Here is a 12305-nt window from a genome sequence, read left to right as displayed (position 1 = left end):
CCTCAAACCGCTTGAATTTCGCGTGTGGAGCACCTTCGAACGCCATCAAAGGGGTGAAAAGCTGGGTGTGTCTCATGATGAGGTTGACTCGATGGACTCCGGGTCCGTCGCCCGCGTGGTGATTTCTTCACGGGGAGGGGTCAGGGCTTTGCTGAAATGGATTAGTGTGGCGCCGCCATCCGTGTTTGTCTCCTGGAGCAGCGGGAGTCACACACGGGTGCGGGGCGCTGTCGAGCGGGGCCGCCGCCTGGTACTCCGATAGCAGCGCGTCGGCTGGGCCCGGGTGATCCTGGGCTGGACCAGCTCCTGGGACGCGGATTGACGGGGCGTACGTCGCTGGGCCTGCTGTTCGTTGACTTGTTCCATCTCCCGCCCGCGCTGCGGGGTGCCGGGGTGGGCAGGGAGATCCTGAGGCAGGCGGAGGAAGAGGGCCGCAGGCGGGGATGTCGCGCCGGTGTGCTCTACGCCATCAGCTTCCAAGCGCCGGGTGGGCTACTGGATTAAAAGTCCCGACGGACGCGTGACCGACGGTTCTGAACAGTCGGCCACAGTCCACTCATGCCAGGTGAGAGGACATCTGGCTGACGCCGGATCCACCGCCGGACAGTCCGGGCCACGCCGTCCGCTCGCGCATGGCGACGGCTGACCAGCCATTTGAGGCGGTTGCCTGCGAGTGGCACTGCTGTCTGGCAACCGCGGCCACTCGATCCGTGATGCCAACGGCCCCGGCACATACCCGCCGGGGCCGCCCTTTCAGGTCGTTACACGTGAGAGTGCGCGGACCCGCTTCTCATGGTATTCCCAAGGAACTTTTACCGCATGAGGGGCATTCCGCGTTGATGGGGTTCCTAGGCCCCGTAGCCGTCTTCTGCGTGGTGTCAGCTCTGTTTCTCTTCTTCGTCTTCCCTCAGCCGGATTCCCTGGTGCGTCAGTGTGACCATCACGGGGGTGTTTCCTTGTGCCCAGTCGACGGTGACGAGCCCTTCGCCCACCAGATACGCGCAGGCTGCGGCCAGGTCCTGCTCAGGGATTTGAAGATCGTCGCGCAGCCCTGCCCCGGTGACGCCAAGGAAGCGATTGCCTTCCGTGGTCTCGTACAGGGCCTTCATGATCGCTTCGCGGTAGTGCTTCCGCTCGTGAAGTGTTGCCATGACGTGCCTCCCACTCGTGCCGGGCACCGGTTCGGAGCTCGTGGGAACAGGCGCGGCATTACGCCTGCCCCACGAACCGTTGCGAGCCCTCGCCTCAGATTTCGTCCGCCTGGGTGCGGGCGTCCGGGGAGGATTGACTGCTTACGAGCCAGGGCCGTGCCGGCTCTGCCGTGTGAGTGGTGTCGACGGTGAGGTGGAGGCGGGTTCCGCCCGCGCCGTCGACGGGGTAGCTGCGCTGTTCGGTGGCGCCGAAGCGCCACGGAGAGCCTCTGCCATCTGACGGGCGACTTCGGGGGACGCGGCGACGATGCGCGCGTCGGCGTGGCCGGCCGAGGGGAGTTCTGGTGACTTCACGGTGACCTCGCTCATCAGGGGCGACAGCGATGATGCCGTCGCGCCACCCCCACCGCCCCCGGTCAGCGAAAGGGCCGGTTTCATCCACGGCTCCCGGCGTGGTGCTCGCGGTGGGTGGCTACGCGCGATTCCGTGGGCCCGGTCTGCTGCGCGTTGAGCAGACGGATCAGGAACATGCCCGCGACGATCATGAGGGTGATCACGGCCACGGTGATGACGGTCTCCACGTCCTCACTTCCCTCGGGCGGAGGTCAGGAGCGCGGCCTGGTGCCCTGTCGCGGAGGCGGCTCCGCCCTCGGTCTCCCACCCTTCTTCCTGCCCCAGTGCCTCCCGCGCGTCACGGGTGGCCCCCTCGCTCGCCATCAGGGCGCTGGCGGTCAGGAGGCCGCCGGGGGCAGCCGCGGCGGACATCAGCCGGGCGGCGGCAGCAGCGCCGGTCTCCGGCGGGATCACCAGCAGATCCCAGCGGCCCGCGCTGTAGGAGAGGAGGAGCAGCTTGTTCGGGTCCTGCTCTTCGGCGAACCAGCCCACGTGCACCGTGTGCCCGGCCACCGGCACCTTTCGCGGCACCACGGGCCAGTGGGCCGGGTTCACCGTGACGTGAGTGATCCGGTCCCAGCGCGCGTCCAGCACCTTCATCAGAGCGGGAAGCTCGCGGTAAAGATCGCGAGAGCGGGGCCACCAGGCGCCGTCCAGGAGACCCGGAGGCGATCCGGCCGGAGTGAAGGAGAGGCGGGCCGGTGACGAAGGTGCGCGCTCGCTCATGATCGTACGGTCGATGGTCGCGGTCATGGCGCGGACCTGTCCCCGGGGCTCGTCTTCGACGTCCCGGTGTTGTTGCTCACCGAGAACGACACCGACGGAGGAGCCGGTGTGCGAAGTACTCCCGGTCTCTTCACTCTACTCCGGCCACCAGTCCGTGAGGGTGCGTGTGACCAGGAACTTCCTGGCGAACGCGGGTCCGGATCCGTCGCCGCGCGGCACGTCCGCGCCCTGGTACGCGGAGTACCGTGAAAACGACGAGGGCACCTCGCCGGGCGTACGCAACCCCCGGAAGACGGGTGAACACACATGGCCGACCCCGACACTCCCCGCGCACCGCGGCTTCTGCCGGACGCGGTCCACCAGGCCGTCAGCCCCGGGACGGCCCTCTTGCGGCTGGTGACCACGCACACCCGCGAGCAAGTTCTCGACGGCGCGTGGTGGCCGCGTTCTCACGACATCGGCGCCGAGCTCCCCGGTCTGGTCACCGCGCTGACCGAGCATCTCGGCCCCGTCCTGCGCATCGGCCTGGACGGCGGTGCCTGGGAGGATCTGCCGACCCGTCTGGTCATCGACGACCGGGTCGTGCGCATCGACTCCTTCCCGATCGGTGACGACACCGTCCTCATCACCCGAGGCGACCAGGACCACTTCTCCCTGCTGGTGGTCCCGCCGCACGCGACTCCGGAAGCGGCCCGCGCCGCGATGGACAGGGCCGTCCAGGCCGGCAACGTCACTCAGGCTGAGCAGATTCTCATCGACACCGGCACCCGTCGTGCACACCCCATTCCCGAGGAACGGCCTCGGACGGGCGGCGAACGCGGCGAGCGGTGAGGAAACCGTCAAGGCTTCGACGCTTCTTCGGCGAGAGGGATACAGGCTGCCGCGCAGGTGCAGCTTCGACAGGCACCCACAGGAGATGCTGTGTTATGTGCTACATGCGCAGAGTGGCGGGGCCCGGGGCGGTGCGCTGAGCCCTTCGGCCGTCTTGCCGGGACTCGACGAGGAGCAGCTGCGGCTGCTGCGTCGGCTGTGCCCCGCTGTGGCGCGTGACCGGCAGCGGGGTCAGGTCTTCGATTCGTGTCCAGGCGGCTCGCGCTCTACGAGGGCGTCTCGGCATCGACGGCAGTGGATACGGCCGAAGGCCCGGGGAAGTCCTCGCGCAGCGCATCCATGATCAGCTCGTCAGCTTGCTCGCCGAGCCAGAAGCCCGACTGCCGGAGCCGTCCGGCCGGGCGGAACCCGGCCTTCTCGTATGCGGTGATGCCGGCCCGGTTCGGTTCCAGGGCCTTGAGCCACACCATGCGCAGCGAGCCGAGGTGGAACGCCCAGTCGAGGGTCAGGCGGGTGGCCTCGGCTGCGTAGCCCTTCCCGCGGGCCTAGGGGGCGATCAGGGACGCTGGCCGTTGCGGGCCTGTCCGTCCCAACCCGCGGCGCGGGCTTCCCAGCTCTGCGGCATCTGGGTGCCGTAGCCGAGGATCGTCCGGGGATCGTTCTCCCACCGGTGGTACGTCGGCAGCATGTCCTGGCGTGGCAGGCCGAGGGCGAGCCGGTCGCCGGGGAGAACGATGTGAGGGTCACTCACGGGTGCCTCCTTTGGAACCCCGAGAGGATCCTCCGGGGCCGTCGGGCGTGTAGATCGGGGTGTAGAGGGACGTTTCGGTCTGCTCCTCGACCGGCCGGCCTTGCGGGTCAGCTATCCGCGCGTGAAGCCGCACCGGGTCGGTGGCGACTCCGTGCCACCACTCCGCACGCCTGGCTCAACAATGGCGTTCCGCCGGCCCAGGTCGCCGAGTGGGCGGGCAACCGCGTTCCCGTCCTTCTGTCCACCTACGCCCGCTGTATCGGCGGACAGTTGACCGAGCTGCAGGGCGGATCGAAGGTCCCCAGCAGCTGCCTGAGGGACTCGCGGCCTCGAAGCGCCCGCCCGAAAACTTCGGGAAGTTTTCGGGAAGAACAGCCGCCGAGAGCCGTGCAAAACCGGCATCAGCCGGACTCCCGCCTCCGCCGCCAGCAGTTGGGTCCGGCCCTGCCAAAGGCACCGCACCGCACCCGCTAAATGGCCTCTGAACTGCAAAAAAGCCCTCCGTGATGGAGGGCTGAGGAACGGGCGGAGAAGAGCGCCCCCGGCAGGACTCGAACCTGCGGCCAAGTGCTTAGAAGGCACCTGCTCTATCCACTGAGCTACGGGGGCCGGTGGTGGACGTGGATCACGGACCGCGGACAAGGATAGGGGTCCGGGTGCCTCGTCCCGGTTGCTTCACCTCCGTGGCACGTTGTGGAGATTCCGTGAAGCGATCCCGATAATCGCAGGCGGGTACGAATCCTGCACCGGTTTTGGCCACTCGCGCAGCGGGTGTTGTGCAGTCGTTATGCCTGTGCCCCACTTGTCTTGATCGTCTCACGTGGCAGTCGTCCCGTTCTGTACCGTTTTTTACGGCGCGCACACAGGGGTATACGCTTCAAAAACCCAACGAAATTGGGCATTCTGCACATGTGGCGACCTTGGATGTACGACCCCGGCTCATCGACGCGCTGTCCGTACTGCGAGACCGCGTCGACGCCGCACGCTTTCCGCTGCCGCTAGGAGGCGCGGCGTGCGCCCGCCGCAGCAGGGCCGAGCTGCTCGCGCAGCTGGACGACTATGTGATGCCCCGGCTCCGCGCACCGCAGGCCCCGCTGCTCGCCGTCGTCGGCGGTTCCACCGGGGCCGGCAAGTCGACGCTGGTCAATTCGCTGGTGGGGCGGCGGGTGTCGGAAGCCGGGGTGCTGCGTCCGACGACGCGGACGCCGGTGCTGGTCTGTCACCCCGACGACCGTCAGTGGTTCGCCGGCCGGCGGGTGTTGCCGCAACTGGCGCGGGTCTGGGTGCCGGGACAGGACGGCGGCCGTCCGGAGGCGCCGGGTGGGCGGGGGCACCGGCGGGGCGAGGCGTATGGAGCCGGTGGCGGGGGCGGTGGTGGCTACGCGTCATACGCGGAGCATGAGGCGTATGAGGTGGATAAGGCGCATGGGACGTATGGCGGCTATGGGGAGGGACGGGGGACGGAAGGGCCCTGTGGGGAGCCCGGGATGCCTACGTTGCGGATCGAGACCGACCCGGCGTTGCCCAGCGGGCTGGCCCTCCTGGACGCCCCCGACATCGACTCCCTGGTGGCGGGCAACCGCGAACTCGCGGCCGAACTGATCTGTGCGGCCGACGTCTGGGTGCTCGTCACCACGGCCGCCCGGTACGCCGACGCGGTGCCCTGGCACCTGCTGCGTACGGCCAGGGAGTACGACGTCACGCTGGTGACCGTGCTCGACCGGGTGCCGCACCAGATCGCCGCCGACATCTCCGGGCGCTACGCGGCGCTCCTCCAGGGCGCCGGCCTCGGCCACGTGCCGCGCTTCACCATCCCCGAGCTGCCCGAGTCGGCCGGCGGCGGCAGCGGGCTGCTGCCCGCCACGGCGGTCGCCGCCCTGCGCGACTGGCTGGCGCGGCATGCTCAGGATCCGCTCGCCCGGTCCGCCGCCGCGGACCGCACCGCGGCCGGCGTGATCGCCTCGCTGCGCAGCCGGCTGCCGGCGCTCGCGGGCGAGGCCGCGGCCCAGCACGCCGCGGCGCTGCGGCTGGCCGGCCGGGTCGATGGGGCGTACGAGGAGGCCGCCGAGCGGGTCCGTGAGGAGGTCGCGGCGGGCGAGGTGCTGTCCGGGGACGCGCGTGCCCACTGGCGCGACCACGCACTTGGTGGCCGCCCCGACGAGCTGCTGGACGCGCTGACCCATGGACTCACGGCCCTGCTGTACTGCGCGGTGGAGCAGGCCGACGAACGGGTCGCCGACGCCTGGCGCCGCGACCCGGCCGCCGCGGACGTGTCGCCGACGGCCGCGGCCGGCACCGCGGGTGCGGCAGCGCGGCTCGGAGTCGTCGTACGGCACTGGCGTCGCTGCCTGGAGGAATTGGCCGACGAGGAGACCCGCGAGGCGTCCGGCGGACTCGCCGCAGACCGCCCGGGGGTCGTGGTGCCGGAGGAGTCGGCGGCGCTGCTGGCCACCGCGCTGCTCGGCGGGCGGCGGGCGCGTACGGCGGGCGAGAGCCTCGCCGAACTGCTCGGGGCACAGAGCGCGCTGCGGCTGTGCGACCGGGGCAACAGGCTGCTGACCAGGCACTTGGAACGCGCGCTCGACGCCGAGCGCGAGCGTCGGCTGGCGCCGCTCGACCAGCTTTCCGTGCCGCCGGAACAGCAGGCCGAACTGATCGCCGCACTGTCCGTACTGCAGAGGGAGAAGGTGTCGTGGTGAGCGGGTTCACGGGACGTCCGGAGGGGACGGAGGGTCCGGAGAACCCCGAGTGCCCAGGGGAGCAGGGGAGTTCTGGGCGGTGGGGGAGGGATGTGTGTTCCAGGAGCGCTGATGGCCTTGGTGAGGGTGCTGAGGGGGCTGAGGGTCTTGGGGAATCTGTGAGTGCTGAGGGGGCGGGGGGTTCAGGGGCTTCAGGGGCTCCGGAGGGCAGTGTGGGGGAGGGGAGTTCGGCTATGGGTTCGGCGTGCGGGGTGTGTGGGGTCTCCGGGATGTGCGGGGCGTGCCGGGCGTGTGGCGAGAGGGTGGATGACCTGGTTCCGGATGAGGGGGTAGCGGAGCCAGGAGGCGAGGCGGAGGAGGGCGGCGTTCCGGAGCCGACGGGTGCGGGGACGGGCGGGCGTGGCTTTCTGCGGGGCGCGCGGTGGGACGACGGGTTGATCGCGCGACGGGTGCGGGCCGGCGCGTTTCCGCGGCCGGGCGGGCGGCGGCGCGAGGCCCAGTCGGAGCCTGCGGCGGATGCGGATGCGGCTGTGGAAGCGCTCGGTGGGATGGGCGGCGTGGGTGGAGGGCCAGTTGCGGATGTGGCGGGTGGGGCCGATACGGCGGGGGCCGGGACGGCTGCGGGCGTCGGGGCGGCAGCCGGCGGCGGAGGTGTGGCCGGGGCGAACGGGACGGCGAAGGGGGCGCTTGGCGGGGAGTGCGGGGAGCGGGAGGTGGAGTGGGACGTCGTGGGGCGTGGTGCCGTGCGTCCTGTGGACGAGGACGTGGAGTGGGGGGTCGTGGGGCGTGGCGTGGTGCGTCCCGTGGACGAGGAGGCGGTGCGGGGTGCGGGGCGGGTCGGGGCCCAGCGGGATGTGCGGTCGGATGGGCGGCGTGCGGTGGCCTCGGCGGTTGAGGAGGACGCGGCCTGTGGAGACGTACGGGTGCCGGGCGGGGAACGGTGTGTTCCTGGGGACGTGCTGTTGCGGCGGCTGGACGCGCTGCGGGAGCTGATCGCGTTGTCCAGGACCCGGCTGGGCGGCGAGACGCTCGAGGAGGCGGGCCGGGTCCTGGATGCCGCCGACGAGCGGAGCCGGCTGTCCGCGGCGCACACCGTCGTCGCCCTCGCCGGAGCCACCGGCAGCGGCAAGTCCTCGCTGTTCAACGCGCTCGCCGGGGCGAACCGTTCGCAGGTCGGCGCGCGTCGGCCGACGACGTGCGAACCGGTGGCCTGCGTCTGGCCGGGCGGCCCCGGTGCCGAGGGGCTGCTGAACCGGTTGGGTGTCCCGCCGCGCCGCCGTCATGTCCCCGGAGAGACGGCCGGGGAAGCGGGTGACGGTGGGCAGGGTGGTGCGGGTGGTGACGGGTTGCGGGGGCTCGTACTGCTGGATCTGCCCGACCACGATTCGGCGGAGACCGGCCATCGTGAACAGGTGGACCGGCTGCTGAAGTTGGTGGACGCGGTGATCTGGGTGGTGGACCCGGAGAAGTACGCGGACGCGGTGCTGCACGAGCGCTATCTGCGACCGTTGGCCGGCTATGCCGAGGTGACGTTCGTGGTGCTCAACCAGGTGGACCGGCTACCCGGTGACGCCGCCGACCAAGTGGTGGACGATCTGCGCCGGCTCCTGGACGAGGACGGTCTTGCGCTCGGCGAACACGGTGAGCCGGGGGCGCAGGTGCTCGCGCTCTCCGCCGCGACGGGGGCGGGGCTGGGCGAACTCCGGGACGCGCTGGGCCAGTTCGTGGCTGACCGGGGGGCTGCGGAGCGGCGGCTGACCGCGGATGTGGACGCGGCTGCCGAACGGCTGCGTCCTGCGTACGTGGCGGAGCGGCGGTTCGGACTGACGGAGTGCGCCCGCGAGGAGTTCGACGACCGGCTGGCCGAAGCGGTCGGTGCGGTGGCGATGGGACGTGCGGCGGAACGCGACTGGCTGCGGCACGCGGACCGCGCCTGCGGCTCACCGTGGACGCGGCTGCGAAGCCGGGGCCCGGCTCCGTGGACGCGCGGGGAACGGCCGGATGGCGCGGGCGGGAGGCCGGGTGGAACGGCCGATGGGATGGCGGGTGGAACGGCCGGTGGGACGGCGGACGGGATGGCCGATGGGACGGTCGGTGTGGAGGTCGGGGGGCGGTCTGGGACGGTTGCGGGTCTCCGATCGGTGGTCGTGAGGGCGGGTGGCCTGCGGAGGAAGCCTGGGAAGCGCGGGACGCCGGGCGGGGGTGGAACGCCGGGAACCCCGGGCGGCCCTGGAACCCCGGGCAATGCTGGAACGGCTGGAACGGCTGGAACGGCTGGAACGGCTGGAACGGCTGGAACGGCGTTCGGTGTGCGTCCGGGGTGGAAGGCGCGGGACTTGGGAGGGCGGGCGGCGGCGCGGCCCGTTGTGGAGCAGGCGGTGCGGTCGGTAGCGGGCGAGGCGGCTCGTGGGCTGCCGGGGCCGTGGGCGCAGGCCGTGCGCGAGGCGGCGGGGCGGGGCGCGGAGGGGCTGCCGGTGGCGTTGGACGAGGTGGCGGCGGATGCGGAGGCGGCGCTGCGGGACGGGCCGAAGGTGCGGCCACGGTGGTGGATGGCGGCGGCGGCGTTGCAGGGCCTGATGTTCGTCCTTCAGGTCGTGGGTCTGCTGTGGCTGCTGGGGGTGCTCACAGGTCTGGCGGATGCGGAAGCGTGGGTGGCCGCGCTGGTGCCTGCGGTCGTCGGCTCGGTGGGCGGGCCCGCTCTGACGTGGCTGTGCGGGGTGGCGGCCCGAGGTCCCGCCCGGCGGCACGGCCAGGAGACCGAACGCAGGCTGCGGGAGACGGCTGCGGGATGCGGGCGGGCGCGGGTGCTCGAACCGGTCGCCGCCGAACTGCTGCGATACCGCGAGGTGCGTCAGCAGTACGCGGTGGCGTCGGGGGCCTGAGCACGCGGGACGTGGGCGCGGCCGAGTCTTCCGGAGGCTCGGCCGCGTTCTCCGTTCGGTATCTCCTCGTCGCCATCTGTTCCTTGGCGTCTACTTGTTGGGGGTGGATCACGCAGCCTCTCCGCCGTCCTCAGGCCCTCGTCCGGGTGACCGAGTTATCCACAGTCGGGTGGTCGTCCACAGCCCGGAGCGGGGATTGCGGAATGCGTGCAGCATGAGGTCAACGCACGGCGAGAGCGGTGGGTGACAGCGGAGGACGGCGCCGTACGACGCGGCGCGGACGGGGGAAGTGGGCGCGATGAACGACACGTTGGTGACTTTGGTGGGGAATGCCGCGACGGCGGTGGAGCATCGGCAGACCGCGGCGGGGATGGCGGTGGCGCGATTCCGGCTCGCGGCGACTTCGCGGCGGTGGGACAAGGCGCGGGAACGCTGGACGGACGGCGAGACGAGCTTCTATACGGTCAGGGCGTGGCGGGCGCTCGCCGACAATGTCGCGGCATCGGTGGCGGTGGGTGAACCGCTGTTGGTGCAGGGGAGGTTGCGGCTGCGGGAGGGGGAGCAGCCGCCGGAGCGTGGCGGGGCGCGCTGGTTCGCGGCGGAGGTCGATGCGCTGGCGATCGGTCATGACCTTTCCCGGGGTACCGCCGCCTTCCGTCGGTCGTCGCGAGCGCGTACGGAGCAGGTGCCGGTCCAACAGGCTCCGGGCGAGCGGGTGTCAGGCTCTGCCGTCGCACCGGGAGCGGGTGCGGGCGAGGGTGCGGAGGAGGGCGCGGCAGGTTCTCCGGGAGACGGCGATGGCGATGTGGTGGAGGAGGCGGGGGCGCAGGACGGGCGCCGGTTGAATTCTCCACTTCCCGGGATAGCGCACGGCAGTTGACCGGGGAGGCGGGGCTTATGGGAAATGCGGGAGGGGGGGAGAGATCGTGTGAGGCGAGGTGGGGCACGGGGCGGGCGAGGCGATGTACCGCAGTCGGGGCCTCAGGTGGGCAGGTGTGTCCCGGCGGTTTGCCCGAGAAGGTGGCAGCGCCCTGAAAAGTCCCAGCGATTTGTCGATAATGCCAGGTCATTCGTACGACAGTCGGTAACGATTGCGATTCGGATCGAGTGCGAGAAGCCAATCCTGGGGACCGTCATGCGCCCGCTCTCTAGGATCCGACGAGTACTCACGGGGGCTGATGTGTTCAGCTGTTGAGTTCTTTGGGATCTTTCCGGCGAGGCTCCTCCCCACTCGACCGCCTCGCCCAGAGGGGAAATTCATGCTTTCGAAGAAGAGGCGGGGCGCAGCCCGCCTTGCCGCAGCGGTCATGGCCTCGGGCCTGGTCGCCGCGGGCGCGATAGCCACCGCGGGGCCTGCCGCGGCGGATGACACGACCTCCGCGCACGGCGGTGCCACCGCCACGCTCGGCGGCCTGAAGGTTTACGACCAGGCGGTCGTGCACGGCCAGGGTGGGGACCAGCCCCTCGGCGCCGGCCTTTTCGAGATGTCGGTCGACAACGGCGGCACGCTGCAGACGTACTGCATCGACATCCACAACCCGACGCAGCAGCAGGCGAAGTACCAGGAAGTGCCGTGGAGCGCGTCGTCGCTGCACAACAACGCGGACGCCGGCAAGATCCGTTGGATCCTGCAGAACTCCTACCCGCAGGTGAACGACCTGGAGGCGCTGGCCAAGAAGGCCGACGCCGGGAGCCTCACGGAGAAGACCGCGGCGGCCGGAACCCAGGTCGCGATCTGGCGCTTCTCCGACCACGCCAAGGTTGACGCGGTCGACCCGGCGGCCGAGAAGCTCGCCGACTACCTCCAGAAGAGCGCGCAGAACCTCTCCGAGCCGAAGGCATCGCTGACGCTGACCCCGCCGGCCGTCTCCGGTAAGTCCGGCAACCGCCTCGGTCCGGTCACCGTGCACACCAACGCGGACAGCGTCACGGTCGCCCCGGCCGCGGACGTGCCGTCCGGCGTCAAGGTCGTCGGCAAGGACGGCAAGCCCGTCACCAGCGCCGCCGAAGGCAGCCAGCTGTTCTTCGACGTGCCCGCGGGCGCGGCCGACGGCACCACCTCGCTGACCGCCCAGGCCGCGACCAAGGTCCCGGTCGGCCGTGCCTTCACCGGTATCGGCGAGCACGCCAAGAGCCAGACCCAGATCCTGGCCGGCTCCAGCGAGTCCACCGTCTCGGCCGCCGCGACGGCCTCGTGGAAGAAGCAGGGCGCCATCCCGGCGGTCACCGCCGAGAAGAACTGCTCCAAGGGCGGCGTGGACGTCACGGCGTCCAACAAGGGCGACGAGGTGTTCCGCTTCGCGCTCTCGGGCAAGAAGTACGAGGTCGCGCCGGGTGCGTCGCGGACCGTGACGGTGCCGGTCGGCGAGGACCAGCCGTACAAGATCGCGGTCAAGGGCGAGGGCGGCTTCGAGAAGACCTTCTCCGGCGTCCTGGACTGCAAGACCGCGGGCTCCGGTGGCGGCAAGCCCACCCCGCAGCCGAGCCCGGCCTCGGTCGGCGGCACCAACGGCGGCGAGACCGGCGGCGGTGACCTCGCCGAGACCGGTTCCAGCAGTGCCACGCCGGTGATCGCGGGCATCGCGGTCGTGCTGGTCCTGGTCGGCGGCGGCTCGGTCTTCTTCCTCCGTAAGAAGAAGTCCGGCACCGCGTAATGAGCGGGCGCTGACACCACACCGGCGGCCCCGGAGCGTATGAGCGCTCCGGGGCCGCCGGCGTGTGTGGGCGTGGCGGAGTGCGGTGCAGCGCGGCAAGGGCCTGGGAGCGCCGGGTGGGGGCTTCGGCGGACCCGTCGGGGAAGGCGCAGGTGGGAACCGGGGCTGAGGGGCCGGGAAGGGGCGGTTGTGGCGGGTGGGGGAAGGTCCCGGGGCGG

11 protein-coding genes, 1 tRNA gene and 1 pseudogene are annotated in these 12305 nt (G+C 71.1%); 6 read left to right on the top strand and 7 right to left on the bottom strand.

Annotated features, from left to right (window positions below):
• The first annotated feature begins 318 nt into the window (after window positions 1-318).
• Entirely contained in the window at window positions 319-504 is a 186-nt protein-coding gene (locus tag ACGFNI_RS19485) for a GNAT family N-acetyltransferase (protein WP_393685319.1), read from the top strand.
• Between the two features lie 374 nt (window positions 505-878).
• Here the strand turns inward: ACGFNI_RS19485 and ACGFNI_RS19480 are convergent, their stop codons facing one another.
• The 4 genes and pseudogenes from ACGFNI_RS19480 to ACGFNI_RS19465 all read right to left on the bottom strand — a co-directional run bounded on the left by ACGFNI_RS19480 (window position 879) and on the right by ACGFNI_RS19465 (window position 2297).
• On the bottom strand, window positions 879-1151 hold the full coding sequence (locus tag ACGFNI_RS19480; RefSeq protein ID WP_393685317.1) for a hypothetical protein: 273 nt from the start codon (window positions 1149-1151) through the stop codon (window positions 879-881).
• A 94-nt stretch (window positions 1152-1245) separates the two neighbouring features.
• A pseudogene (locus tag ACGFNI_RS19475) lies at window positions 1246-1520 on the bottom strand (hypothetical protein).
• Window positions 1521-1585: 65 nt separating this feature from the next.
• Window positions 1586-1732 (bottom strand): hypothetical protein, encoded by a 147-nt coding sequence (locus ACGFNI_RS19470; protein WP_393685315.1) that lies wholly within the window; start codon window positions 1730-1732, stop codon window positions 1586-1588.
• Between the two features lie 4 nt (window positions 1733-1736).
• The gene (locus ACGFNI_RS19465; protein WP_393685314.1) at window positions 1737-2297 is read right to left on the bottom strand and encodes a DUF5994 family protein; all 561 of its coding nucleotides are present in this window, start codon (window positions 2295-2297) and stop codon (window positions 1737-1739) included.
• A gap of 279 nt (window positions 2298-2576) precedes the next feature.
• Here ACGFNI_RS19465 and ACGFNI_RS19460 point away from each other — a divergent pair, with 279 nt between their 5' ends.
• Window positions 2577-3101, top strand: a complete 525-nt coding sequence (locus ACGFNI_RS19460; RefSeq protein ID WP_393685313.1) for a DUF5994 family protein — start codon at window positions 2577-2579, stop codon at window positions 3099-3101.
• A 266-nt stretch (window positions 3102-3367) separates the two neighbouring features.
• Here the strand turns inward: ACGFNI_RS19460 and ACGFNI_RS19455 are convergent, their stop codons facing one another.
• The 3 genes from ACGFNI_RS19455 to ACGFNI_RS19445 all read right to left on the bottom strand — a co-directional run bounded on the left by ACGFNI_RS19455 (window position 3368) and on the right by ACGFNI_RS19445 (window position 4461).
• Window positions 3368-3610 carry a GNAT family N-acetyltransferase gene (locus ACGFNI_RS19455; protein WP_393685888.1) on the bottom strand — a complete coding sequence of 81 codons (243 nt, stop codon included), beginning with the start codon at window positions 3608-3610 and terminating at the stop codon, window positions 3368-3370.
• A gap of 47 nt (window positions 3611-3657) precedes the next feature.
• On the bottom strand, window positions 3658-3852 hold the full coding sequence (locus ACGFNI_RS19450; RefSeq protein WP_393685312.1) for a hypothetical protein: 195 nt from the start codon (window positions 3850-3852) through the stop codon (window positions 3658-3660).
• 536 nt (window positions 3853-4388) lie between these two features.
• Window positions 4389-4461, bottom strand: a tRNA-Arg gene (locus tag ACGFNI_RS19445).
• 302 nt (window positions 4462-4763) lie between these two features.
• Here ACGFNI_RS19445 and ACGFNI_RS19440 point away from each other — a divergent pair.
• The 4 genes from ACGFNI_RS19440 to ACGFNI_RS19425 all read left to right on the top strand — a co-directional run bounded on the left by ACGFNI_RS19440 (window position 4764) and on the right by ACGFNI_RS19425 (window position 12087).
• Window positions 4764-6551 (top strand): ATP-binding protein, encoded by a 1788-nt coding sequence (locus tag ACGFNI_RS19440; RefSeq protein WP_393685311.1) that lies wholly within the window; start codon window positions 4764-4766, stop codon window positions 6549-6551.
• Between the two features lie 923 nt (window positions 6552-7474).
• Complete coding sequence (locus tag ACGFNI_RS19435; RefSeq protein WP_393685886.1) at window positions 7475-9433, top strand: GTPase; 1959 nt, start codon at window positions 7475-7477, stop codon at window positions 9431-9433.
• Between the two features lie 298 nt (window positions 9434-9731).
• The gene (locus tag ACGFNI_RS19430; RefSeq protein WP_393685309.1) at window positions 9732-10313 is read left to right on the top strand and encodes a single-stranded DNA-binding protein; all 582 of its coding nucleotides are present in this window, start codon (window positions 9732-9734) and stop codon (window positions 10311-10313) included.
• Window positions 10314-10692: 379 nt separating this feature from the next.
• Entirely contained in the window at window positions 10693-12087 is a 1395-nt protein-coding gene (locus ACGFNI_RS19425) for an LAETG motif-containing sortase-dependent surface protein (RefSeq protein ID WP_393685307.1), read from the top strand.
• The last annotated feature ends 218 nt before the right edge of the window (window positions 12088-12305 follow it).

Origin of the sequence: Streptomyces sp. NPDC048644, from assembly GCF_043199105.1 — a bacterium.
Taxonomy (GTDB): Bacteria; Actinomycetota; Actinomycetes; order Streptomycetales; family Streptomycetaceae; genus Streptomyces.
The sequence above is the reverse complement of the archived record's forward strand: the minus strand, read 5'-3'. Positions and strand labels throughout refer to the sequence as shown.

What these genes read in the sequence shown, in the direction of transcription:
- ACGFNI_RS19480 (WP_393685317.1), bottom strand. Translation starts at nt 1,151, where the DNA reads ATGGCAACACTTCACGAGCGGAAGCACTACCGCGAAGCGATCATGAAG.
- ACGFNI_RS19465 (WP_393685314.1), bottom strand. Translation starts at nt 2,297, where the DNA reads ATGACCGCGACCATCGACCGTACGATCATGAGCGAGCGCGCACCTTCG.
- ACGFNI_RS19460 (WP_393685313.1), top strand. Translation starts at nt 2,577, where the DNA reads ATGGCCGACCCCGACACTCCCCGCGCACCGCGGCTTCTGCCGGACGCG.
- ACGFNI_RS19430 (WP_393685309.1), top strand. Translation starts at nt 9,732, where the DNA reads ATGAACGACACGTTGGTGACTTTGGTGGGGAATGCCGCGACGGCGGTG.
- ACGFNI_RS19425 (WP_393685307.1), top strand. Translation starts at nt 10,693, where the DNA reads ATGCTTTCGAAGAAGAGGCGGGGCGCAGCCCGCCTTGCCGCAGCGGTC.